The following is a 22,561-nucleotide window of genomic DNA, read 5'->3' as shown; positions in this document are numbered from 1 at the left end:
CCCGACCGCCGCCCGGCTCGATGTAAGGAGAGCGGTCATCGCGTCACACTCCGAGGAGGACGCAGCCGATCTGTTCCGCAGCCTCTACCCGCGGCTCGCGGGCTGGTGCCGTCGCCTGGTCGACGACGACGGCACCGCCCACGAGATCGCCGCGGAGGCGTTCACCCGGCTGTGGGCCCGCTGGACCAAGGTGGAGGAGCCGACCGGTTTCCTCTACGTGACCGCGGCCAACCTGGTCCGCGACCATTGGCGCAGACTTGAGCGCGAACGGCGGGCACTTCGGCATGCGGGAAGGGAGGAAGCGGTGAAGCAGCAGCCGGACGCGGCGGACGACCCTTCCGTCCGCATCATGGTGGAGTCCCTCCCCGAGCGGCTGCGCGACCCGGTGCTGCTGTACTACTTCGCGGACCTTCCGGTGCGCGAAGTCGCGGTGCGACTCGGCCGCAACGAGGGCACCGTGAAGTCCGACCTGCACGCCGCCCGCGAACTGCTCCGCGCGACCCTTGGGGGACTCCATGAACGGACCCGCTGACCCACGCGGCCACGCGGGCGACCCCAACGAGCCCAATGACGCCACCGAGCCCAGCGACGCCACCGAGCGCGACGAGGGCAACGAGGCCAACCAGGCCAACGAGCGCGACGTTCCCGCGGGTGACCCTGTCGGGCCCGAGACGGACACGCTCGGCGGGGAGCCGACCGACACCGACGGACCTGAGTCACGGGGCGACTTGGGCGACTTGAGTGATCTGGGTGACCTCGGCGACCTGCTGCTGCCGATCGAGCCGATGCCCATCCCCGAGGGCGCGTTCACGCAGATCCGGCGGCGTGCGGTGCGGCGGAAGCGCAAGCGTGCCCTGGCCGGTGCGACCGCGTGCGTCGCCGTGCTGGGAGTGTCCCTCTACCTCGTCGGCGTACCCGCGCCGCAAGGGCCGGGAGAGGTGGTCACGCCTCCGGCGTCCGCGACCCAGGCCGTGCCCACCCCCGCTCCGGTCAGCACGAGCCCCAGCCCGAGCGCGTCCCCGAGCGCCGTGCCGACCCAGGCGCCCAGCCCCACGTCGTCGAGCACGCCCACCTCGCCGCCCACAGCGCAGGCGAGCGTCTCCGCGACACCCGCACCCGGCTCCACGGGGTCCGGTTCCGGTTCCGGAGGCGGGACGCCGCTCTGCACGGCCTCGCAGCTCAGCGCGGCGCTCGGCAGCGGGAACGCGGGCGCGGGTCAGATCTACTCCTACCTGGTGGTTACCAACCACAGCTCGGCGCCCTGTCACGTCACCGGCTATCCCGGGCTGTCCATGCTGGACGCCCACGGCGCCCAGATCGGCGCGCCCGCGACGTACGAGCACATCGGGTACAGCCCTGTCGTCCTCGCGCCGGGCGCGTCGGCCAGCGACACCATCCACACCGTCAACCGGCAGACCAACAACCCGAGCGAGTGCCTCCCCACCTCCACCTCGATGCGGATCTACCCGCCTGGCAGCCGCGCCTCGTTGGTCTTCCCGGGCCAGGTGACCAACTGCGACAACCTCTTCTCGGTCACCCCCTTCGGCCCCGGCGTCACCGGCAACCCGCCTGGTTGACACTGCTTTCGGGAGTACCACCTGTTTCTCTCGTCCCGATATTGATTTCATGACGATCCGACAACTATGGTTCTGGATCGAACCGTTGCGCAGTCGACCACCCGTTCGGGGGGCCGTGACGGTCCCGCCGAGTTCGACCTGCGGCGCGGGGGTTCCCAGAGGCGGGACCTGCGAGCCGCGCGGTCGGAGCCGGGGAACCACGTTCCCGGGGTGAATCGGCGTCAGGGCCACCGGCGGAAGCGCGTGGTGGTGAGACGTCGTAGGGCCACTCTTCCGGTCCGAACCCGTCAGCTCACCCGGTAGGCGGACAAGGAAGAACGGAGTCCGCCCGTCGTGGCGTCCCACCGTCGTGCCAAGGCGCCCAGTCGCGCCCGCGTCACCCTCGTCACCGCTGCGGCGGCCACCGGCGTCGTGCTCTCCGCGCAGGCCGCCCAGGCCGCGCCCACACCGTCCACCGGCCAGCTCAAGGCGCAGCTCGACCAGCTCAACAACGAGACCGACAAAGCGGTCCAGAGCTACGACCAGGTCCAGGAGCAGGCCCAACAGCTCCAGCAGAAGGTGTCCGTGCTCCAGGACGAGATCGCCAGGGAGCAGGCCAAGGTGAACGTCCTGCTGGAGGGCGTCGGCACCTTGGCCGCGACGCAGTACGCGAACGGCAGCGTCGATCCGACCGTTCAGCTGCTGCTCAGTGCGAGCCCGGACGACTTCCTCGCCAAGGCGTCCACCATGGACGAGGTGAGCCAGAGCCAGACCGACCAGCTGGCCCAGCTCCAGGCGGAGGAGAAGATCCTCGACACGGAGAAGGCCCAGGCGGAGTCGGAGCTGGGCCGACTCGACGCCATGCTGCAGCAGGCCGCGGCGGCCAAGGCCGCGGTCATGCAGAAGGTCGCACAGACCCAGAAGCTCCTCGACTCCGTCACCGCCGCCCAGCGTGCGACGTTGACCGGCGGCGGCTCCCAGGGCAGCACCACGACCCCGAACCTCAGCGGCGCGACGCCCGGCGACTCGATCGAGATGGCGGCGTTCGCCGCGGCCAAGACACGCATCGGCCTGCCGTACCACTGGAGTTATGACGGACCGGACCAGTTCGACTGCTCGGGTCTGATGATGTGGTCCTACGCCCAGGCCGGCTACCAGCTGGGCCGGGACACCTACTCCCAGCTCACCTACGGGACCCCGGTCACCTCGGTGGCCGACCTGCGGGTGGGTGACCTGGTCTTCTTCAACGGCGGCGAGCACGTCGGGATGTACGCGGGCAACGGCTATATCCTCCACGCCCCGCACACCGGCGCCTTCGTCCGCTTCGAGCCCATGGCGACGGTCGGCACGATCTACGCGATGCGGCACATCTAGGCACGTGCGTTCACTGTGCTCGGTACGACGGATCCGTCCTCGGATCCGTCGTACGCTCGCGGACTGCTCACGCCTGCGCCGTGATGTGATGCGTGCATGGAACTCGATCCCAAGCGCCTGTTGGTCCTTCACGCGCTTGCCGAGGCCGGGGGCGTCGCCGCAGCTGCGCGGTGGCTTGCGGTGAGCCGACGCCGAATACTGGCCGACGCCGACGCGCTGGGCCGCACCGTCTGACGACGACCGGTTCGGGTGCGCGAGCGGGACGGGCTCGCGCACCCGGACGGGCCGTCAGGCCGCGAGGGCCAGGTTTCGGCGGACGGAGCCGGTCAGGGCGTAGTAGAGCCCGCCGGCGACGATCAGGCCGACGCCGAAGGAGATGTCCGCGCCGCCGAGGGCCTTGGCGATCGGGCCGGTGTAGAACGACAGCGCCATGAACGGGACCATCGCCACGATGCCGACCACGTACGAGGTGAGACCCGCCGGGGACCAGCGGCCGTACTCGCCGTTCGGGTCGAAGATGGCCGCGATGTCGTAGTGCCCGCGCCGGACCGCGTAGAAGTCGACCAGGTTGACGGCCGTCCACGGGACCAGGAAGTAGAGCATCAACAGCAGGAAGTTGTTGAAGCTCGCCAGGTAGTTCGACGGCAGCGACAGCGCGACGACCAGCACGATCAGCTCGATCGCGACGATGCCCACGACCCGCGTACGGACGGTCGGCCGGACCTTCTTGAACGCGTCGACCGCGCTCGTCGAAGTGAGCATCGCGCCATAGGCGTTGACGCCCATGATGCCGATGATCGCCACGACCGAGACCAGCACCGCGAAGGTGCCGAAGCCGGGCAGCAGCGCGTTGCCGACGGTGCGGACGGCCGCGACCGCGTCCGCGCCGGGCAGGCGGGAGCCGAGGAGCGCGCCCAGCGACATCAGCCAGACCGCCGAGCCGGCCGCGCCGAGGTAGGTCCACCAGATCACCTTGCGGGCGGGGACGTCCTCCGGCAGGTAGCGGGAGTAGTCGGAGACGTAGACGGCATAGCTGATCTGGTAGCCGGCCGCGGCGGAGAAGACCACCAGGAACGTCGTCCAGGAGAACCCGCCGCCCGAGCCGCCGCCGTGGGCGTGCGCCCAGTGGCCGAAGACCGCGTAGACGGTCAGCACGCCGAAGACCACGATCAGGATGTACGTCAGCCAGCGCTCGACCAGGTGGATCAGGTCGTGCCCGACCACGGCCAGCACCACGGCCAGCGCGATCAGCAGCGGGTACCAGAGCCAGGTTCCGCCCGGCAGGACCGTGCGCAGTCCCTCGGTCGCCAGCACCACGTTGAAGACGTTGAAGCCGACGTAGACGAAGACCACCGCGGCGAACGGCAGCACCGCGCCGCGCAGACCGAACTGCGCGCGGGACTGGATCATCTGCGGCAGGCCCATCCGCGGGCCCTGGTTGGCGTGGAAGGCCATGAAGAAGGTGCCGAAACACGCGCCGAGGATCACGGCGAGGATCGACCAGGCGACCGGCAGGCCCAGCGTCGGGCCGAGGAAGCCGGTGACCATGGTGGTCAGCACGAAGTTGCCGGTGAACCAGAACGGGCCCTGGTGCCACACCTTGCCGTGGCGCTCCTCCGGCGGGACGTAGTCGATGGAGCGGACCTCGATCAGGCCTCCGCCACCGCCGGCGGCGCGCTGCGCGCGGGGCTCGTGCGCGGCGGTGCCGGACGGGCGTCCGCCCGGCGCTCGGGTCTCATCGGAGACGGCCATGTGCAGCCCCTCGGGACGGTGGCCGCCAGTGGGTGCGGCCAGGATGGACATCCCGGTCGGAAATCCGCCGGTTGGCACACCTTGTCACTCGTGGCGGGTCGCGGTTCCGCTCCGTTTGGGAGCGCCTGGCCATGGTGGCGTTCCATGATGGACAGCGGCGCGTAAGAATGAATCCATGCTTACTGTACGTGGCCTGCTGGCCGAACCGGGGCTCGGACTGCGCGCGGTGGCGGGCCTGGCGGGCCTGGACCGACCGCTCGCGTCCGCGCACGTCAGCGAGGTGCCCGACCCCGCGCCGTGGCTGCAGGGCGGCGAGCTGATGATGACCACCGGCATGCTGCTGAGCCCGGAGCATGCGGAGGGTTACCTCGGCCGGATCGCGGAGGCCGGGGCCAGCGCGCTGGCGCTCGGACTGGGCGCGGAACTGGCGTTCCAGCAGGCCCCGCAGTGGCTGGCGGAGGCTGCCGACCACTGCGGCCTGCCGCTGCTGGAGGTCCCGCAGCAGACCCCGTTCATCGCGGTCACCAAGGCCGTCTTCGCCCGGCTCGCGGAGGACCAGTACGCCGAGCTGGCCAAGGCGCACGACGCCCAGCGCGCGCTGACGGCCGCGGCGGCGCGCGGCGGCGGTCCCGCGCCGTTGCTGACCGCGCTGGCGCGCTCCACCGAGCGCTGGGTGGTGGTCACCGACCCGCTCGGCCATCCGCTGGTTGCCGAGCCGGCCGCGGCGGCGGAGCGGGCCGGACTGATCGACCCCGAGCTGGAGCGGCTGCGCGCGGCCGGCCTGCGCGGCGGCGCGGTCGTCTCCGGGCCGGAGGGCGAGGTGCGGGCGATGCCGCTCGGGGTGGACCGGCTGCTCGGCTTCCTGCTGGTCGGCGGCCCGAGCGCGCCCGGCACGTACGAGCGCGCGCTCGCTGCGACGGCGGCCTGCCTGCTCTCCCTCGACGCCGAGCGGACGGCCGCGGCGGGACGCCTCGCCCGGGAGGCGCGGGGCGCGGCGCTGCGGCGGTTGGTGACCGAGGAGCTCTCCGCCGAACTGGCGGACGGCCTGCTGCGGGCGGCGCGCGGCGGCGCAGGAGCGGAGGCGGGCGGTCCGTCCGGTCGGCGGCTGCGGATCGGGGCGCTGCACGTGGAGGGCGCGGCGGGCGACAGGGCCCCGTTGCTGGACCGGATCGCGCTGGTCGCGCCGGGCATCGCCGCGTTCGACCTGGCGGACCTGGGTCCGCGATCGGGCGGCGGCTCGGCGGGCGAACCCGTCGCGGCGGTGCTGCTGCCGGAGGAGGGCGACGTCGAGAGCGCGCTGCCGCTCGGCGAGCTCGGCGACATCCGCGTCGGCGTCAGCGCCGCCGTCCGGCCCGAGGAGGGGCCCGCCGCGCTTCGGCAGGCCCGCTACGCGCTCGGCGTCGGCCGCCGTACCGGTACCCGCGTCACGGACGCGGCGGGCGCCGGTAGTTCGGGTCTGCTGCTGTCGCTCGGCGGCCCGACGGTGCTGGCAGGTTTCGCCTCCGCGGTGCTCGACCCGCTGGAGGACATCCTCGACGGCGGCCAGACCCTCCCGACCCTGCGCGCCTTCCTCGACGCCAACGGCGCCTGGGAGGCCGCCGCGGCGGACCTCGGGGTCCACCGCCACACGCTGCGTCACCGGATCCGCCGCATCGCCCAGGCCAGCGGCCGGGACCTGGAGTCCGCGACCGAGCGGATGGACCTGGCCCTGGCCTTCCTGGCCCGCGATCTGGCCGGGGAGTGAGCTGGCCGGTCGAGCGATCTGGCCGGTTCGAGCGATCTGGTGGAGGAGTGATCGGGCCTGTCAGTCCCCGGTGTCAGGATGACGTCCACCAGCGCACCCATCCGTCTTTCCGCCTTCTCCACCGCACGAGAGCGAGCGACGCCATGACGCACCCTGCCGGCTCTGCCCCAGTGGACCTCGTCCATCTCGCAGACGCGGACGGGCACTTCATCGTCCGTATCGCCGGAGAGCCGTCGCCACTGACCAGGCACGACTCGGTGCGCGGGGAGGCACTCGCCTCCGCGAGCTTTGTCGACGCCCGGCTGGACCTCTGGCTGTTCCTGGGGCAATTGGACGAGTGGGAGGCAGGGCTGTGCGAGCTGGTCCCGGGACGGGCAGCCCAGATCGACACAGGTCGCGGGCTGGGTTTCACGCTGCACCTGCACGACAACGGATGGGCGACCGTGTCGCTGCTCGATCCGGAGCGGATAACCCTGGGGCTGGGCTTCCGAGTCGAGGATGGCTGGGTCGAGGACCACCTCGACCGGCTGGAGCAGGTGCGCCGGTTCTGGGCCGGGACGTGACACCCGCTCTACTTCGACGCCGTACGCACGCTGTACGAAATGGAATCCCACTCCTGAACCCCTGTCCGTAATGGACAGGCGCATCGAAGCAGGTCCCTGCCTATCGTTCCCACGAGGCCGAAGCTCCCCGTCCGCCGTCGCGTGGCGGGGTGCGGTGCGGCCGTAACGTGATCGTCCGAAGGAGTGCAGCGCATGCCCTCGTCGCCCTCGTCCGCAACGCCGCCGACCGGCCCCGTGCCCATCGGCCCCGTGGACTCCTCGGCCACCCCCCGCTACGCCGGGCCCGCCACCTTCGCCCGGCTGCCGCGCCGCGACCAGGTCGAGCGGGTCGACGTCGCCGTGGTCGGTGTGCCGTTCGACTCCGGTGTGTCCTACCGGCCCGGCGCGCGCTTCGGGCCGACCGCCGTGCGTGAGGCCAGCCGGCTGCTGCGTCCGTACAACCCGGCCCAGCAGGTCGCGCCGTTCGCCAAGCAGCAGGTCGCGGACTGCGGTGACATCGCGGTCAACCCGTTCGACATCACCGACGCCCTGGCCACCGTCGACGCCGCCGTCAGCGAGCTGCTGGCCGAGGGTGCGAAGCCGATCACCATCGGCGGCGACCACACCATCGCCCTGCCGCTGCTCCGCGCCGTCTCGCGGGTGCACGGCCCGGTCGCGCTGATCCACTTCGACGCGCACCTGGACACCTGGGACACCTACTTCGGCACCCCGACGACGCACGGAACGCCGTTCCGCCGCGCCGTCGAAGAGGGCCTGCTGGACACCGACGCGCTCACCCACATCGGCATCCGCGGCCCGCTCTACGGCGAGGAGGACCTGATCGCCGACGCCAGGCTGGGCTTCGGCATCGTGTCGACGATCGACGTGGCCGACCGTGGCGTCCCCGAGATCGTCGCGGGCGTCCGCGAGCGGATCGGTGACCGGCCGCTCTACGTGTCCGTCGACATCGACGTGCTCGACCCCGCGCACGCGCCGGGCACCGGCACGCCGGAGGCGGGCGGTCTGACGAGCCGTGAACTGCTGGCGATCCTGCGTGGCCTGGCCGGTCTCAACCTGGTCGGCGCGGACGTCGTCGAGGTCGCCCCGGCCTACGACCACGCCGAGATCACCGCGGTCGCGGCCTCGCACACCGCGTACGAGCTGATCTCGTTGCTGGCCCCGCGCTGAGCGGGTCGGTGGGCTGGCCGGTGGGCGGCTCGGCCGAGGAGGATGATGCGGTGACAGAACCGGTGAAGGAATCCAAGGACACCGCAGTGAGGACCACGCGGGTCGCCTGCTGCCAGCTCGCCCCGGTGATGGGCGAGTCGGCGGCCAACCGTGCCGCCACCCTGGCGGCGATCGAGTCGGCCGCCGAGGCCGGGGCGCGGATCGTGGTGCTGCCCGAACTCCCGGTCAGCGGATACGTCTTCGCCGACCCGGCGGAGGCGCTCGCGCTGGCCGAGCCGGTCGACGGCCCGTCCGTCACCGCCTGGGCGGAGGCCGCCGCGCGCCACGACGTGGTCGTGGTCGGTGGCCTCTGCGAGGCGGCCCCGGACGGAACGCTGCGCAACTCGGCCGTCCTGCTGGACCGTTCGGGCCTCCGTGCGGTCTACCGCAAGGTGCACCTGTGGGACGCGGAGAAGCTGTTCTTCACGCCCGGCAACGCGGCCCCGCCCGTAGTCGACACGCCGCACGGCCGGATCGGCGTGATGGTCTGCTACGACCTCGAGTTCCCCGAGTGGGTGCGCAAGCCCGCGCTGGCCGGCGCGGAACTGCTCTGCGCGCCGGTCAACTGGCCCGCCGAGCCCCGTCCGGAGGGCGAGCACCCGGGCGAGGTCGTCCGCGTCCAGGCGGACGCGATGGTCAACCGCCTCCCGATCGCCGTCGCCGACCGCGCGGGCCACGAGCGCGGCGTCGACTGGACCGGCGGCTCGGTCATCGTCGACGCCGACGGCTGGCCCCTCGTCCTGGCCTCGGAGGGCACGGACGCCACCCAGATCCTCATCGCGGACGTCGACCTGACAGCCTCCCGCGACAAGCGCATCAGCGCCCGCAACGACGTCCACGCCGACCGTCGTCCCTGGCTGTACTAGGCCCTCGCTCCACCAGGCCTTGCGGCCGGGCGTTACCCCTTCCCGCTGAGCCGGTGGATCTCCTTCAGTGGGTAGGGGGTCCGTCGGCTCTCGCGCTGGAAGGCGAGGTTGAACTCGGACATCACCGCGGCGATCGGCGCGTGCCGGGTGAGGATCGCAGCGGCCTCCTCTGAGATCCCGGTCGGGAGCTCGCCCCCCGCGAAGGCGCGCACCAGTGCGTACCGCTCCTCGCGGTCCTCCCTCCGGAACCCGTGGAGCGCGGTGACCAGCCAGTTCACCAGGTAGGTGGCGGTGTAACAGCGGTCGTAGGTCTGGTGCCGGGCGAAGAAGTCGGCCTCCTCCCGCGACAGCTCGAACCCGGAGGAGAGGGCGAGGCCGTAGTCCGCGAAGTAGAGACGCTGACCGTCCGTCAGGATGTTCTCGAAGTGCGCGTCGAAGTGGAGCAGCCCGCGGCTGTTCATGAACGAGACGCCGGCTTCCAGCTCCCGCTCCACCATGGCGCAGGCCCGGTCGGCAGCCTCGTCACCCGCCTCGATCTGCGTGCCCAGCCACTGGTGCAGGTTCTGCGGGAGGTACTCCAGGAACAGGGCGATGCTCGCCGAGGACTGCTCAAGCGCCCGGATCCGGCTCCGCACCTGCGCTCCGCCGCCCCAGTAGCTGACGGCCCGTTCGATGTCGGCCAGCTCCTCGGGCAGCGGTGTCGAGTCCGGCAGCACGCGCCAGTGGTACATCAGCGGGAAGCCCTCGTGTTCGGCCGCAAGCACCCAGTTCGTCGTCATGGTGTGCACCGCGAGTTCTCGCCAGGCCCCGAACCCGGGCCCGCCGATGGTGCCGACGCCGTACTGACAGAAGACGGGCAGGTCGAACAGGTTCGCCGTGGACCGGACGTGCTCGGCCTGTCGCTCCAGGTCGGTCAGAGGTATCCGCTTCACGAAGACCGGGGTTCCGGCGACCTCCAGCAGAGCTGACTTCCCGCCGAGGCCGGACCCGATCGGCGTGGCCGCGTCCAGGAGCTCCCGGAGCGCCCGGTCACTGTGCAGAGCCAGGGAGGTGGAGACGGCACCATGGGCGCTCAGCCGCGCACCACGCGACATGTCCGGACACTTCACTGCAGCCTCCCCCTGGGCGCAGACCCCGATTCCGCACCTCTGTGCCGCACCCTAGCCTGAGCGACCGACACGCTGCGGCGGCCTGCGGCCGGGTGACGGGCCGGGCCTGCGCACCGGGGATATCGTGCGAACTGCCCGACCCGACTCGATCCGACTCAACCCGAGCCTGACCCACAACGATCGGAGGAGCGCCCGTGCGCGTCGTCATCGCCGGAGGCCACGGCCAGATCGCCCTGCACCTGGCCCGTGAGCTGGCCCGCCGTGGGGACACCGCGGTCGGCCTGATCCGCAAGCCGGAGCAGGCGGACGACCTCAGGGCTGCGGGCGCGCAGCCCGTCGTGCTCGACCTGGAGCGGTCCACCGTCGAGCAGGTCGCCGCCGTGCTGCGCGAACAGCGGGCCGACGCCGCGCTGTTCGCCGCAGGCGCGGGGCCGGGGAGCAGCGCGGAGCGGAAGTACACGGTGGACCGGGACGGTTCGGTGCTGCTGGCGAGCGCGGCGGAGCTGGCGGGCGTTCGTCGCTTCCTGCAGATCTCCACCATGGGAGCGGGCCACCCGCCGGCGGCGGGATCGGACGACATCTGGGCCGCCTACATCGAGGCCAAGACCCAGGCCGAGGACGACCTGCGTGCCCGCGACCTGGACTGGACCGTCCTACGTCCCGGCCGCCTGCTCGACACCCCGTCCACCGGGGCCGTCACCCTGGCCGGTCCGCCGCTCGCCGGTGGATCCGTCCCGCGCGCGGACGTCGCGCTCGTCCTTGCCGAACTCCTCACCACCGGCGCCGCCGCGCAGCGGACGCTGGAGCTGACGTCCGGCCCGACGCCGGTCGCCGAAGCGGTCCGCGACCTGGGCTGACACCGCACGCCGGCACCGACCGGCGAGCGGCTCGGAGCTGTCGCTGGCATCTGGTAGGACTGGGGGAGCGATGACCCACTCCGAACCTTCCCCCTCTTCGGCTGAAGCCGAGGGCCCCGGCGAGCAGCTCGAACTGATCCGGGCTGAGCTGCGGCGTGCCAAGTCGCGCCCAAAGCCCAAGCCGACGGCGGAGACGCTGCCGGTGGCGCGGGTCGTCGTGGACAAGGGTCTCTCGCATCTCGACCAGTACTTCGACTACTCCGTGCCCGCCCGTCTGGACGCCACCGCACAGCCGGGCGTCCGGGTTCGGGTCCGGTTCGGGGGGCGGGTGGTCAAGGGGCAGGGCCGGCGCGAGGGCGGCAAGCTCGTCGACGGGTACATCGTGGCGCGGCTCGCGGAGAGCGACTTCTCCGGGCCGCTCGCGCCGCTGGCCCAGGTGCTGTCGGAGGAGCGGGTGCTCACGCCCGAGTTGCTCGCCCTCTGCCGCGCCGTCGCCGACCGCTACGCCGGCACGCTCGCCGACGTCCTCCAGCTCGCCGTGCCGCCGAAGCACAACCGGCCCGAGGCCGAGCCCGCACCCGAGCCCCCGCAGCGGCCGGACGCGCCGGAGCCGGGCAGCTGGTCGCGCTACCAGGAGGGCGCAACGTTCCTGCAGGCCCTGGCCGAGGGCGAGTCGCCGCGGGCGGTCTGGTCCGCGCTGCCGGGGCCGACCTGGCCCGACGAGCTGGCCCGCGCCGTCGCGGCGACGCTGGCCTCCGGGCGGGGCGCACTCGTGCTGCTGCCGGACGGGCGCGCCGTCGCACGGGTCGACGTGGCGCTCCAGGAGCTGCTCGGTGAGAACCAGCACGTGGCGCTGACCGCCGAGTTGGGCGCGGAGGAGCGGTACCGTCGCTGGCTCTCCGCGAGCCGGGGCGCGGTGCGGGCCGTCGTCGGTACCCGGGCCGCGATGTTCGCGCCGGTCGCGGACCTCGGCCTGGTCGCCGCCTGGGACGACGGCGACGGTTCGCACAGCGAGCCGCACGCGCCCCAGCCGCACGCCCGCGACGTACTGCTGCTGCGTGCCGCAGAGGCCGGTGCGGCGGTGCTGGTCGGCGGTTTCGCCGTCACCGTCGAGGGCGCACAGCTGCTCCGTACCGGCTGGGCCCGCCCGTTGGCCGCGCCGCGCGCAGAGGTGCGGGCGGCAGCCCCGCTGGTCCGCACCGTCGGCGACCACGACCAGGCCGGCGACGCGGCGGCGCTCGCGGCACGCCTTCCGACGCTCGCCTGGCGGGTCGCCCGGGACGCGCTCACGCACGGGCCGGTGCTGGTCCAGGTGCCGCGTCGGGGCTACGTCCCCAAGCTCGCCTGCGCCCGCTGTCGCGAGCAGGCCCGCTGCGCCCAGTGCGCGGGGCCGTTGGAGGCCCGCGACGCCAGCGGCCCGCTCAGCTGCACGTGGTGCGGGCGTCCCGAGGCCGACTGGCACTGCCGCGAGTGCGGTGGCTTCAAGCTCCGCGCGCAGGTCTTCGGTGCGCGGCGCACGGCGGACGAGCTGGGCCGTGCCTTCCCGTCAGTCCCCGTGCGGACGTCGGGACGTGACGGTGTGTTGACGTCGGTGCCGGGCACGCCGGCGATCGTCGTCTCGACCCCCGGCGCGGAGCCGGTCGCCGAGGGCGGCTACGCCGCAGCGCTGCTGCTCGACGCCTGGGTCCTGCTGGGCCGTCCCGACCTGCGCGCGGGTGAGGAGGCGCTCCGGCGCTGGCTCGGCGCGAGCGCGCTGGTCCGCGGCGCGGAGCAGGGCGGCACGGTGGTGGTCGTCGCGGAGCCGTCGCTCCGCCCGGTGCAGGCGCTGGTCCGCTGGGACCCTGCGGGTCACGCCGCGACCGAGCTCGCCGAGCGCGCGGAGCTCGGCTTTCCCCCGGTCTCCCGGATGGCCTCGGTCACCGGCGCACCGGAGGCGGTCGCGGATCTGCTCGCCCTCACCCGGCTGCCGGAAGGCACGGACCTGCTGGGCCCGGTCGCCGTCCCACCGCCCCCCGCCGCGGGACGCGGCGCGGCGACGACTCCGGAGCGGGTGGACCGCGTCCTCCTCCGCGTCTCCCCGGGCAAGGGCGCTGCGCTGGCAGCCGCGCTCAAGGCTGCGCAGGCAGCGAGGCTGGCCCGGGGGCGTGCTGAACCTGTCCGCGTCCGGGTTGACCCACCGGACATCGGCTGACGCCTGCGCGGCGGGCGCCGTGGGCAGCGGGACGTTGCACCATCAGGGGCGCGGGGCTCTGTTTATGCGCGGCTGCGCCGCGTGGGCGCGACAAGCCACCCACCCACGTGGCACGCCGAACGAGCAGGGCCATCCGCACAGGGTGGTTACTCGCGCGCAGTTGATCAAGCAGAGCCCCGCGCCCCTGATAGTGCAACCACCTGTGGGAGCGCGAAAGCACTTGTTTGTCGCGCTCCCGCGGCGGAGCCGCATATTGGTAGAGCCCCGAGCCCCTGGGTGGTAGCACGATCCCGTCGGTCCGCAAAAGATCTCGTCGCACCCCGAGGGGAACTGCAACTCCCCGTCTGCCCAAGGCCAGGGCGTCAGCCCTGGTAGCGGGGGCCGCCGGACTGGAGCGCGGGGCCGCGGCGGGCGGAGGGGATGGGCGCGCGGGAGAGGCCCTGCGGCGGGAGGGGGATCTCCGCTGCTGCCGGGAGGGGGGACGGTGACGGTGACTCAGCCACCACTGCGGAGGGGACGATCCCGGATGGTTCGTCGTCCATGGGTGATCGTTGCGCCCCGGGCTGGAGCGCCGTGCCGTCGGGTGAACCGCGGCGGACGCCGTACCTGCGGTGGACCGCCTGCTTGGTGACCCCGAGCGCGGAGCCCACCGCGTCCCAGGAGAAACCGAGCGAGCGGTCGAACTCGACCGCCGCCGCGACCAAGCCCTCCACGCTGTCGCGCAGCTCCTGCGCCAGGCGGACGGTCGGCGCGGGGGCGCGGCCGTAGACGACGAAGCCCGCGGCGGTGGTGGGGCGGCGCGGCCGGTAGACGTTGCCCAGCTGAGCGGTGAGGGTGCGCAGCGCATCGACCTGGCGGCGGACTCGTTCGATGTCCCGGACGAGCAGATGGAGGCTGGCCCTGGCGCGGGCGTCGTGCGTGGCGTGGTCGACCATGACGTGTGTGTGGCCTCTCGGACGGCGGTGGGCGGACCGCGAGGGGGAGGTTCTGGCGGTCAATCTCCTTTGACCAACGGGTGAAGTGTCGAATCGGTCACGATCGGGGGCGCGTTCGAGGGCGCGCGCGGCTTGCGTCGCAGTCGTGCAACTCGGGCGTGAGCCCCCCGACGATCGACCTCTAGACTTGTGTTTCTGTGCACGACGCTCCCTGGCCGCGCCCACGACGCGAACGGGACGAGTGTCGCCCCTGCACGCCTCCACCCAGACGACGGGAGTCCGCACGTGGCCGTCCAGCCGATCCGCATCTTCGGCGATCCGGTGTTGCGCATGAAGGCGCAGCCGGTGACCACTTTCGACAAGGAACTGCGCATTCTCGTCAAGGACCTCACCGAGACCATGAAGGACGCGCCGGGTTCCGGTCTGGCCGCCCCTCAGATCGGGGTCTCGCTGCGGGTGTTCACCTACCACGTGGACGGCGAGCTGGGCCATCTGATCAACCCGGTGCTGGACCTGACCGAGGAGCGGCAGGAGGGCGACGAGGGCTGCCTCTCGCTGCCGGGACTGACCTTCGACACCCCGCGTGCCTACGGCGTCGTGGCCAAGGGGTTCAACATGCACGGCGATCCGGTGACCGTCGAGGGCACCCAGATGCTGGCGCGCTGCATCCAGCACGAGACGGACCACCTCGACGGCATCATCTTCATCGACCGGCTGGACCGCGAGCAGCGCAAGGCCGCACTGCGGGCGATCCGCGAGGCCGAGTGGTCCGGGGAGAACGCGCCGCAGGTGCGGGTATCGCCGCACAGCACCTTCGGCCGCGCGATCTGACCCGACCGCCGGCCCAGTCCAGCCCTCAGTCCAACCCTCAGTCCAACGCTGCGGCCCGGCCGGCACCCGCTTCCGCCCGCTCCGAGAAAGGCCCCCATCCCCATGAAGCTCGTCTTCGCAGGCACCCCCGAGGTCGCCGTCCCGTCGCTGGACGCGCTGATCGCCTCCCGGCACGAGGTCGCCGCCGTGGTGACCCGGCCGGACGCCCCTGCGGGGCGCGGGCGCAAGCTGGTGGCCAGCCCGGTCGCGCAGCGCGCGGAGGAGGCGGGGATCGAGGTGCTCAGGCCGGCCAAGCCGCGCGACCCGGAGTTCCTGGAGCGGCTGGCCGAGATCGCCCCGGACTGCTGCCCGGTCGTCGCCTACGGCGCGCTGCTGCCGCAGGTCGCCCTGGACGTCCCGGCACGCGGCTGGGTCAACCTGCACTTCTCGCTGCTCCCCGCCTGGCGCGGCGCGGCCCCGGTGCAGCACGCGGTGCTGGCGGGCGACGAGGTGACGGGAGCGTCGACGTTCCTGATCGAGCGCGGCCTCGACTCCGGCCCGGTCTACGGGACGGTGACGGAGGAAATCCGTTCGGGTGACACGAGTGGGGATTTGCTGGGCCGGTTGTCAGTGTCGGGTGCCAAGCTGTTGGTCGCGACGATGGACGGGATCGAGGACGGTGTCCTGGAGGCGCGTCCGCAGCCTGCGGACGGCGTCACCCTGGCACCGAAGATCAGTGTGGAGGACGCCAGGATCGACTGGCGGGCGCCGGCGCTGCGGGTGGACCGGGTGGTGCGGGGCTGCTCGCCCGCGCCGGGCGCGTGGACGGAGTTCCGGGGCGAGCGGCTCAAGGTCGCCTCGGTGCGGCTGGCGGCGGGGCGCTCCGAGCTGGGCCCTGGCGAGGTGCTGGTGCAGAAGAACACGGTGCGGGTCGGCACGGGCTCGTACGAGATCGAGCTGGGCGAGGTCCAGCCGCAGGGCAAGAAGCGGATGACGGCGGGCGACTGGGCGCGTGGTGCCCGCGTCGAGGCGGGCGAGCGCCTGGGCTGAGGCGGGCGAGCGCCAAGGCAGGCACCGGACTGACGCTGCGTCAACGACCCTGCGTCAACGATGCTGCGTCAGCCGTTGCAGGCGCCGTCCAGCCTGGTGCCTGTCAGGTCCTGGCAGGCGATGAAGCCGTGGCCACGCAGGGCGGCGATCTCGGGGCCGCTGGTGAGGAAGTCGAGGAAGTCCGCCGTCAGCCCGGTGGGCGCGCCGTCGGTGAAGAGGTACTCGGTCGCGACGAACGGATAGCTGCCGTCCTCGACGGACGCGGTGCTCGGGATGTGCCCGTCCACCCCGATCACCTGGACGTCGGGGAAGAACGGCAGCGCGTCCGCCTCCGCGTAGCCGATCGCGTAGGGGTGCGACTCGACGTAGCCGAGCAGGTCCATCGTCGAGTCCTCGGTGCAGTAGCTGTGGGAGCCGCTCGGGTTCTGCACGCCGCAGGGCCGGTTGCCCGCGGGTTCGGGGTCGACGCCGCCGAAGTACGCGTGCGCGAACGCGGTCCGGGTGCCGGAGACGTCGCTGCGGCCCACCGCGAACAGGGAGGGATGTGTGGGGTCGCCCGCGCCGCTGAACAACTGCCGCAGGTCGTCCGCGCTGATGCCGTTCTGGCCGAAGAGATTGGGATAGGTGCTGATCAGCGCGGTGTTGGCGACCAGGGCGTAGGTGACCACCCCGACCGGGCGCGCCGTCAGGCCCGCGTAGCTGTGCTGCGAGCCGGGCAGGCCGTCCGACATGGCGACGCTGCTGCCGCTGCCCGACGTCTCCAGGTCGGCCAGGCCCTTGCCGCTGCCGTCGGCGGTGATCAGCACGGTGGCGTTCGGGCAGAGCTGCCGGTAGCTGTTCCGCGCCTGGTTGACCACGGGGGCGAAGGCCGTGGACCCCTGGAACAGGACGGTCTCGCTCGCGCAGGCCGCGCTGGGCGTGAGTGCGCTGTTGGCGAGCCGGACGCCGATCACCACGCCCGCCGCCAGGACCGCGAGCGCCACCGGCAGCGCGACGTACCAGAAGCGGGTGGGCCGTCGGTCGTGGCGGACCAGTCCGCCCTCGCGGATGCCGAAGGCGGGCTCGACCTCCATGTCCAGGCCGCGGTCACCGGAGAGCAGCAGGGTCAGCTTGAACCCGGTGCCCGGGTTGAGTGAGAACGGCGGAAGCTGGATCCGGTTCTGCGTCCGCGGGTCCACCGTGCTGTCGGCGCCCTGGGCCTTGACGTCCTCGTGGAGCCGGTCAGGGTCCCGGATCTTGTAGCCCTTGATCTTCCGGTTGACGAAGGCGAAGGAGAGCGGCGTCTCCCAGTACTCCTTGAGGAACGACTGCCGGCTCGGGTTGCTCACGTCGAGGATCACCAGGCTGCCGTCGCTGATGTCGGTGCCCTGGTAGGTGATCTCCCACTTGTCGGCGCCCTTGTTGACCTCCTCGTCGTACAGCACCGACCAGGACAGCTCGCGGGGCGGATGCCAGTTGCGCCACAGCAGCCCCGCCACGGTGGTGATCGCCGCGACCAGGAGCGCGCCGAGCACCGCCTTGCTGTCGATGATGGAGTTCAGCCATCCCATGTCGTCCCCCGTCCCCGCCCGCACGTGCCCGCCCGGTCCCGGCACCGCTTTTGTCTTGTGCGCACGAAGATGACAAGGACGGGCGGCCGGAACAGAGCCGTCCCGTGTCGTCAGGGTGAAGCGCATGCGACCGCTGGTGCGGGAGCGGCACAGATCTGGCATTCCCTCAGGCGGCCCCGCAGCTGATCCCGTAGCCGGCCCTCGGCGCCGTCCCGGCGCGGAGGAGAGGCCCGTCATGCGGCATGATGGAACCGGTTCCTGCCCGTCTGCCCCCGCCCCCGCCGCAACGGCTGTCGGTCGGCCGTCGGCGCGGAAACCGGATAACGACCGCAGCACTTTCAGCACCGTCACGTAAGGCCGACGCACATGAGCACCCCGCCCCGCCCCGCGAATCCTGCGAAGAAGCGCCCGTACCGCAAGCCCGCGCAGGACCCGGCCCGACGGCTGGCCTTCGACGCCCTGCGTGCCGTCGACGAGCGCGACGCCTACGCCAACCTGGTCATGCCCGCGCTGCTGCGCAAGGCCGAGCAGGACGTGAACTTCACCCGCCGTGACGCGGCCTTCGCGACCGAGCTCGTCTACGGCACGCTGCGGATGCGCGGCAGCTACGACGCGATCATCGCCGCCTGCGTGGACCGCCCGCTCGGCCGGATCGACCCGCCGGTCCTCGACGTCATCTCGCTCGGCGCGCACCAGCTGCTGGCCACCCGCATCCCGACCCACGCCGCCGTCTCCGCGACCGTCGACCTGGCCCGTACCGTGTTGACGGACGGACCGGCCAAGTTCGTCAACGCGGTGCTGCGCAAGATCTCCCAGCACGATCTGGACACCTGGCTGGAGCAGGTCGCCCCGCCCTACGAGGACGACGCGGAGGAGCACCTCGGTGTGCTCCACTCGCACCCGCGCTGGGTGGTCTCCGCGATGTGGGACGCGCTCGGCGTCTGGCAGCCGGAATCCGCCGGGCGTACGGCGATGGAGCAACTGCTCGCCGCCGACAACGACCGCCCCGCCGTCACGCTGGTCGCGCGCCCGGGCCGATCCACCGTCGCCGAGCTGCGCGAGGCGCTCGACGAGGACGCGACGGAGCCCGGACGCTGGTCCCCCTACGCGGTCCGGCTGGCCGAGGGCGGCGACCCGGCCGACCTCAACGCGGTGCGTGAGAACCGCGCCGGTGTCCAGGACGAGGGCAGCCAGCTGGTCGCCGCCGCCCTCGCCGCTGCGCCGCTGGAGGGCGGGGCGGACCGGGTCTGGCTGGACGGCTGCGCGGGCCCCGGCGGCAAGGCCGCGCTCCTCGCCGCGCTCGCTGCGGAGCGGGGCGCCGCGCTGGTCGCCTCCGAGGCCCAGCCGCATCGCGCGCGCCTGGTCGCGCGCGCCTTGGAAGGCAACCCCGGCCCGTACGCGGTGATCACCGCCGACGGCACGCGCCCGGCGTGGCAGCCCGGCAGCTTCGACCGCGTCCTGGTCGACGTCCCCTGCTCGGGCCTCGGGGCGCTCCGCCGCCGCCCCGAGGCTCGGTGGCGCCGCCGCCCGTCGGACGTCGCGAACTTCAACCCGTTGCAGCGCGCGCTTCTTCGCTCCGCGATCGACGCGACACGGCCCGGCGGTGTGGTCGGTTACGCGACCTGCTCGCCGCATCTCGCTGAGACGCGGATCGTCGTGAACGACGTCCTCAAGGGACGTGACGACGTGGAGTGGATCGACGCGCGGCCGTTGCTGCCCGGAGTGCCGGACCTGGGGGAGGGGCCGGACATCCAGCTTTGGCCGCATCTCCATGGCACCGATGCCATGTATCTGGCGTTGCTCAGGAAGAAGTAGTTCTCAACAAGGGGACGTTGCAACTCCCCAGGAGCGCGGCCCTGGCGAGGTGCAACGTCCCCTTGTCGTAAGCCGTACGGCATGATGGGCAGGAGATCGTCTACCCGAGAGTGCGTGAGATGCCCCAGATCTGTCCCAGCATCCTGTCCGCCGACTTCGCCCGCCTTGCGGCGGAGGCGGAGGCCGTACGCGGGGCCGACTGGCTGCACGTGGACGTGATGGACAACCACTTCGTGCCGAACCTGACCCTGGGCCTGCCCGTCGTGGAATCCCTGCGCAAGGCCACGGACATCCCGCTCGACTGCCACCTGATGATCGAGGACCCGGACCGCTGGGCCCCGCAGTACGCGGAGGCGGGCGCGGGGTCGGTCACGTTCCACGTCGAGGCCGCCAGCGCGCCGATCCGGCTCGCGCGCGACCTGCGTGCCCTCGGTTCCCGTGCCTCGATGGCGCTGCGGCCCGCGACGCCGATCGAGCCGTACGAGGACCTGCTGCCCGAGCTGGACATGCTGCTGATCATGACGGTGGAGCCCGGGTTCGGCGGACAGTCGTTCCTCGACATCATGCTGCCCAAGATCCGCCGGACCCGGCAGCTGATCGACCGTCATGGCCTGCAGCTCTGGCTCCAGGTGGACGGTGGCGTCTCCGCGTCCACCATCGAGCGCTGCGCCGACGCCGGCGCGGACGTCTTCGTCGCCGGGTCCGCCGTGTACGGTGCGGACGACCCGGCGGCGGCCGTCGCCGCACTGCGGGGGCAGGCGCAGGCCGCAACGGAGAGCGCGCCCTGGGTTCGCGCGCTCTGACGGCAACTGCTTGTAGCTAGCTACAATCCCATATGGATGATCCTCTAAGGCGCTGCCGGTTTTTCGGCCGATGCCTTGGAGCGTTGTGCCATGAACCGGAGTTCACAGATCCGTACGCTGGAGTCATGCGGTTCTTGAATCCCGGCACGGGTGCGCTGGACGATCGTCCCTCCGTTCCTTACGACCTCACGTACGACGACGTCTTCATGGTCCCCAGCCGTTCTGCGGTCGGTTCCCGCCAGGCGGTGGACCTGTCCAGCCACGACGGGACCGGGACCACGATCCCGCTGGTCGTGGCCAACATGACCGCGGTGGCCGGTCGCCGGATGGCCGAGACCGTGGCCCGCCGCGGCGGCCTGGTCGCCATCCCGCAGGACATCCCGATCGACGTCGTCTCCGATGTCGTCGCCTGGGTCAAGCAGCGCCACCTGGTCCACGACACCGCCGTGACGCTCGCGCCCGGCGCGACCGTCGGCGAGGCGATGTCGCTGCTGCACAAGCGTGCCCACGGCGCGCTGGTCGTGGTCGAGGACGGCAAGCCGGTCGGTGTGGTCACGGAGGCCGACTGCAAGGGCGTGGACCGCTTCACCAGCCTCTCCGCCGTGATGACCAAGGAGCTGCTGCTCCTGGAGGAGGGCATCGACCCGCGCGACGCGTTCGAGCGCCTCTCCGGTGCCCACCGCAAGCTGGCGCCGGTCGTCGACTCCCGTGGTGACCTGGTCGGCATCCTCACCCGCAAGGGTGCACTGCGGGCCACCCTCTACCGCCCCGCCGTCGACGCCGACGGCAAGCTGCGGATCGCCGCGACCGTCGGCATCAACGGCGACGTGGCCGGCAAGGCCAAGTCGCTGCTGGAGGCCGGGGCCGACGTGCTGGTGGTCGACACCGCGCACGGCCACCAGGAGTCCATGATCAATGCGCTGCAGGCGGTGCGCGGTCTCGACCCGCAGGTGCCGATCGTCGCGGGCAACGTCGTCTCCGCGGTCGGCGTGCGCGACCTGGTCGAGGCGGGCGCTGACATCCTCAAGGTGGGCGTCGGCCCCGGTGCCATGTGCACCACCCGGATGATGACCGGCGTCGGTCGCCCGCAGTTCTCCGCTGTGCTGGAGTGCGCCGCCGAGGCGCGCCGCCTGGGCAAGCACGTCTGGGCCGACGGCGGCGTCCGCCACCCGCGCGACGTCGCGATGGCGGTGGCCGCCGGTGCGTCGAACGTGATGATCGGCTCCTGGTTCGCCGGGACCTACGAGTCGCCGGGCGACCTCCAGACCTCGGCCGACGGTCGCCAGTACAAGGAGAGCTTCGGCATGGCCTCCGCGCGCGCCGTGCGCAACCGGACCGCCGAGGAGTCCAACTACGACCGCGCCCGCAAGGCGCTGTTCGAGGAGGGCATCTCCACCTCGCGGATGTTCCTCGACCCGGCGCGTCCGGGCGTCGAGGATCTGATCGACTCGATCATCGCGGGCGTCCGCTCCTCCTGCACCTACGCCGGTGCGGACTCGTTGGAGGACTTCCACCAGAAGGCGATCATCGGCGTCCAGAGCGCCGCCGGTTACGCGGAGGGCAAGCCGCTGCACGCCAGCTGGTAGGCCGATCACTGTTCCTCAGAGCCGCTGTCTGCTGACTCCCGCCAGGGGAGTGAGCAGGCAGCGGCTCACCATTCCGGTGGAGCGGTCCAGCGCGGCTGCCGCTGCGGCGAAGGCCTCGGGGTGGTCGCGCAGCTCCCACAGCATCCGGGCCGAGGCCCAGGCGGCGTCCCGCGCGGCGTCGATGCTCCACGAGCCGAGCAGGTGCAGCAGCGGGTCGGTGACGTCCAACTCCTGCGGCAGCGGCAGCAGTTCCTCGCGGATCCGGTCCTCGACGGCGGCCAGCACGTCGTTGATCCGGTGGAAGTCCACGGCCAGGTCGTCGGGCGTGCACCCCAGCGACGCGCACGTCTCGACGACCGAGAGCGGCAGGTCGTGCTCGATATGGCTGTTGATGCCCGACAGGGCGAACTGCACCGGCAGGATGTCCGGGTGGTGGCGCAGGTCCAGCAGTGGCCGCCAGCAGGCGGGCGGCGCGGACGCGTCGGCGGCGAGCGCGCCCAGGAAGCGGTCGGCGAAGAGGGTGGAGAGCCGCGCCACGTCGACGGGTGATCGGAACCAGCCCTCGTCGCCGAGGCGGTCGGTCACCGCGTCCGTCACCTGCAGGTACACCTCGCCGAAGACGCCCACCCCGTCCCCGGGCGGAAGGCCGCCGGTGGCGTCACCGATCCGGGCCGCCACGACGGTGACGGCGTCGGCGGGCGCGGTGCTCGGTTCGACGGCGCCCTTGGGCCCCGTGGTGTCCGTGGCGTCCAGGGTGTCCATGGCGCAAGCGTGCCAAGCCGGTGCGGTGGTGG

20 protein-coding genes and 1 riboswitch are annotated in these 22,561 nt (G+C 72.3%); of the genes, 15 read left to right on the top strand and 5 right to left on the bottom strand.

The window, feature by feature from the left end; all coding sequences use genetic code 11:
- The first annotated feature begins 37 nt into the window (after positions 1-37).
- From ABH928_RS23965 to ABH928_RS23950, 4 genes are all read left to right on the top strand, one after another.
- Positions 38-532 carry an RNA polymerase sigma factor gene (locus ABH928_RS23965; RefSeq protein WP_196194138.1) on the top strand — a complete coding sequence of 165 codons (495 nt, stop codon included), beginning with the start codon at positions 38-40 and terminating at the stop codon, positions 530-532.
- A complete protein-coding gene (locus ABH928_RS23960) occupies positions 516-1,577 on the top strand; it encodes a DUF4232 domain-containing protein (protein ID WP_370069835.1) in 1,062 nt (353 codons plus the stop codon). Before ABH928_RS23965 ends, ABH928_RS23960 begins: the two co-directional genes overlap by 17 nt.
- A 163-nt stretch (positions 1,578-1,740) precedes the next feature.
- Positions 1,741-1,898, top strand: a riboswitch (cyclic di-AMP (ydaO/yuaA leader).
- A gap of 12 nt (positions 1,899-1,910) precedes the next feature.
- Entirely contained in the window at positions 1,911-2,930 is a 1,020-nt protein-coding gene (locus ABH928_RS23955) for an NlpC/P60 family protein (protein WP_370069833.1), read from the top strand.
- A 96-nt stretch (positions 2,931-3,026) separates the two neighbouring features.
- Positions 3,027-3,164: a hypothetical protein gene (locus tag ABH928_RS23950; RefSeq protein ID WP_370069831.1), complete on the top strand. Its 138-nt coding sequence runs from the start codon at positions 3,027-3,029 to the stop codon at positions 3,162-3,164.
- A gap of 54 nt (positions 3,165-3,218) precedes the next feature.
- On the opposite strand, the gene ABH928_RS23945 is transcribed toward ABH928_RS23950, so the two are convergent.
- A complete protein-coding gene (locus tag ABH928_RS23945; protein ID WP_370069829.1) occupies positions 3,219-4,682 on the bottom strand; it encodes a cytosine permease in 1,464 nt (487 codons plus the stop codon).
- 175 nt (positions 4,683-4,857) lie between these two features.
- On the opposite strand from ABH928_RS23945, the gene ABH928_RS23940 reads away from it, so the two are divergent.
- The 4 genes from ABH928_RS23940 to ABH928_RS23925 all read left to right on the top strand — a co-directional run bounded on the left by ABH928_RS23940 (position 4,858) and on the right by ABH928_RS23925 (position 9,061).
- A complete protein-coding gene (locus tag ABH928_RS23940; RefSeq protein ID WP_370069827.1) occupies positions 4,858-6,426 on the top strand; it encodes a PucR family transcriptional regulator in 1,569 nt (522 codons plus the stop codon).
- Positions 6,427-6,569: 143 nt separating this feature from the next.
- Positions 6,570-6,989: a DUF5959 family protein gene (locus ABH928_RS23935; protein WP_370069825.1), complete on the top strand. Its 420-nt coding sequence runs from the start codon at positions 6,570-6,572 to the stop codon at positions 6,987-6,989.
- Positions 6,990-7,181: 192 nt separating this feature from the next.
- Positions 7,182-8,156 (top strand): agmatinase, encoded by a 975-nt coding sequence (speB, locus tag ABH928_RS23930; protein WP_370069823.1) that lies wholly within the window; start codon positions 7,182-7,184, stop codon positions 8,154-8,156.
- Between the two features lie 86 nt (positions 8,157-8,242).
- Positions 8,243-9,061 (top strand): nitrilase-related carbon-nitrogen hydrolase, encoded by an 819-nt coding sequence (locus tag ABH928_RS23925; protein ID WP_370069821.1) that lies wholly within the window; start codon positions 8,243-8,245, stop codon positions 9,059-9,061.
- A gap of 32 nt (positions 9,062-9,093) precedes the next feature.
- On the opposite strand, the gene ABH928_RS23920 is transcribed toward ABH928_RS23925, so the two are convergent.
- Positions 9,094-10,155: a protein kinase family protein gene (locus ABH928_RS23920; RefSeq protein WP_370069819.1), complete on the bottom strand. Its 1,062-nt coding sequence runs from the start codon at positions 10,153-10,155 to the stop codon at positions 9,094-9,096.
- A gap of 209 nt (positions 10,156-10,364) precedes the next feature.
- On the opposite strand from ABH928_RS23920, the gene ABH928_RS23915 reads away from it, so the two are divergent.
- Both ABH928_RS23915 and ABH928_RS23910 read left to right on the top strand, forming a co-directional pair.
- On the top strand, positions 10,365-11,027 hold the full coding sequence (locus ABH928_RS23915) for an NAD(P)H-binding protein (RefSeq protein WP_370069817.1): 663 nt from the start codon (positions 10,365-10,367) through the stop codon (positions 11,025-11,027).
- A 70-nt stretch (positions 11,028-11,097) separates the two neighbouring features.
- Positions 11,098-13,218: a primosomal protein N' gene (locus ABH928_RS23910; RefSeq protein WP_370069815.1), complete on the top strand. Its 2,121-nt coding sequence runs from the start codon at positions 11,098-11,100 to the stop codon at positions 13,216-13,218.
- A gap of 362 nt (positions 13,219-13,580) precedes the next feature.
- Here the strand turns inward: ABH928_RS23910 and ABH928_RS23905 are convergent, their stop codons facing one another.
- Positions 13,581-14,153 carry a hypothetical protein gene (locus tag ABH928_RS23905; RefSeq protein ID WP_370069813.1) on the bottom strand — a complete coding sequence of 191 codons (573 nt, stop codon included), beginning with the start codon at positions 14,151-14,153 and terminating at the stop codon, positions 13,581-13,583.
- 285 nt (positions 14,154-14,438) lie between these two features.
- On the opposite strand from ABH928_RS23905, the gene def reads away from it, so the two are divergent.
- Positions 14,439-14,984: a peptide deformylase gene (gene def, locus ABH928_RS23900; protein ID WP_370069811.1), complete on the top strand. Its 546-nt coding sequence runs from the start codon at positions 14,439-14,441 to the stop codon at positions 14,982-14,984.
- 102 nt (positions 14,985-15,086) lie between these two features.
- Positions 15,087-16,013 carry a methionyl-tRNA formyltransferase gene (fmt, locus tag ABH928_RS23895; RefSeq protein ID WP_370069809.1) on the top strand — a complete coding sequence of 309 codons (927 nt, stop codon included), beginning with the start codon at positions 15,087-15,089 and terminating at the stop codon, positions 16,011-16,013.
- 68 nt (positions 16,014-16,081) lie between these two features.
- Here the strand turns inward: fmt and ABH928_RS23890 are convergent, their stop codons facing one another.
- Positions 16,082-17,563 carry a PstS family phosphate ABC transporter substrate-binding protein gene (locus ABH928_RS23890; protein WP_370069807.1) on the bottom strand — a complete coding sequence of 494 codons (1,482 nt, stop codon included), beginning with the start codon at positions 17,561-17,563 and terminating at the stop codon, positions 16,082-16,084.
- 366 nt (positions 17,564-17,929) lie between these two features.
- Between ABH928_RS23890 and ABH928_RS23885 the strand changes: the two genes are divergently transcribed.
- The 3 genes from ABH928_RS23885 to ABH928_RS23875 all read left to right on the top strand — a co-directional run bounded on the left by ABH928_RS23885 (position 17,930) and on the right by ABH928_RS23875 (position 21,767).
- Positions 17,930-19,378, top strand: coding sequence for an RsmB/NOP family class I SAM-dependent RNA methyltransferase (locus ABH928_RS23885; RefSeq protein ID WP_370069805.1), 1,449 nt, complete (start codon positions 17,930-17,932; stop codon positions 19,376-19,378).
- Between the two features lie 119 nt (positions 19,379-19,497).
- Entirely contained in the window at positions 19,498-20,181 is a 684-nt protein-coding gene (gene rpe, locus ABH928_RS23880; RefSeq protein ID WP_370069803.1) for a ribulose-phosphate 3-epimerase, read from the top strand.
- A 125-nt stretch (positions 20,182-20,306) separates the two neighbouring features.
- Positions 20,307-21,767, top strand: a complete 1,461-nt coding sequence (locus ABH928_RS23875; protein ID WP_370069801.1) for a GuaB1 family IMP dehydrogenase-related protein — start codon at positions 20,307-20,309, stop codon at positions 21,765-21,767.
- A 15-nt stretch (positions 21,768-21,782) separates the two neighbouring features.
- Here the strand turns inward: ABH928_RS23875 and ABH928_RS23870 are convergent, their stop codons facing one another.
- Complete coding sequence (locus ABH928_RS23870) at positions 21,783-22,529, bottom strand: DUF5995 family protein (RefSeq protein WP_370069799.1); 747 nt, start codon at positions 22,527-22,529, stop codon at positions 21,783-21,785.
- Positions 22,530-22,561 lie beyond the last annotated feature (32 nt).

The organism is Streptacidiphilus sp. MAP5-3 (assembly GCF_041262505.1).
In the GTDB taxonomy this organism is placed as follows: domain Bacteria; phylum Actinomycetota; class Actinomycetes; order Streptomycetales; family Streptomycetaceae; genus Streptacidiphilus.
The sequence above is the reverse complement of the archived record's forward strand: the minus strand, read 5'-3'. Positions and strand labels throughout refer to the sequence as shown.

Bases quoted from the DNA above. Each gene is read 5' to 3' on its own strand.
- ABH928_RS23935 (WP_370069825.1), top strand. From the start codon at position 6,570: ATGACGCACCCTGCCGGCTCTGCCCCAGTGGACCTCGTCCATCTCGCA.
- ABH928_RS23960 (WP_370069835.1), top strand. From the start codon at position 516: ATGAACGGACCCGCTGACCCACGCGGCCACGCGGGCGACCCCAACGAG.
- ABH928_RS23910 (WP_370069815.1), top strand. From the start codon at position 11,098: ATGACCCACTCCGAACCTTCCCCCTCTTCGGCTGAAGCCGAGGGCCCC.
- ABH928_RS23885 (WP_370069805.1), top strand. From the start codon at position 17,930: ATGAGCACCCCGCCCCGCCCCGCGAATCCTGCGAAGAAGCGCCCGTAC.
- fmt (WP_370069809.1), top strand. From the start codon at position 15,087: ATGAAGCTCGTCTTCGCAGGCACCCCCGAGGTCGCCGTCCCGTCGCTG.
- ABH928_RS23945 (WP_370069829.1), bottom strand. From the start codon at position 4,682: ATGGCCGTCTCCGATGAGACCCGAGCGCCGGGCGGACGCCCGTCCGGC.
- ABH928_RS23905 (WP_370069813.1), bottom strand. From the start codon at position 14,153: ATGGTCGACCACGCCACGCACGACGCCCGCGCCAGGGCCAGCCTCCAT.
- ABH928_RS23875 (WP_370069801.1), top strand. From the start codon at position 20,307: ATGCGGTTCTTGAATCCCGGCACGGGTGCGCTGGACGATCGTCCCTCC.
- ABH928_RS23940 (WP_370069827.1), top strand. From the start codon at position 4,858: ATGCTTACTGTACGTGGCCTGCTGGCCGAACCGGGGCTCGGACTGCGC.
- rpe (WP_370069803.1), top strand. From the start codon at position 19,498: ATGCCCCAGATCTGTCCCAGCATCCTGTCCGCCGACTTCGCCCGCCTT.
- speB (WP_370069823.1), top strand. From the start codon at position 7,182: ATGCCCTCGTCGCCCTCGTCCGCAACGCCGCCGACCGGCCCCGTGCCC.
- ABH928_RS23890 (WP_370069807.1), bottom strand. From the start codon at position 17,563: ATGGGATGGCTGAACTCCATCATCGACAGCAAGGCGGTGCTCGGCGCG.
- ABH928_RS23950 (WP_370069831.1), top strand. From the start codon at position 3,027: ATGGAACTCGATCCCAAGCGCCTGTTGGTCCTTCACGCGCTTGCCGAG.
- ABH928_RS23920 (WP_370069819.1), bottom strand. From the start codon at position 10,155: ATGTCGCGTGGTGCGCGGCTGAGCGCCCATGGTGCCGTCTCCACCTCC.
- ABH928_RS23870 (WP_370069799.1), bottom strand. From the start codon at position 22,529: ATGGACACCCTGGACGCCACGGACACCACGGGGCCCAAGGGCGCCGTC.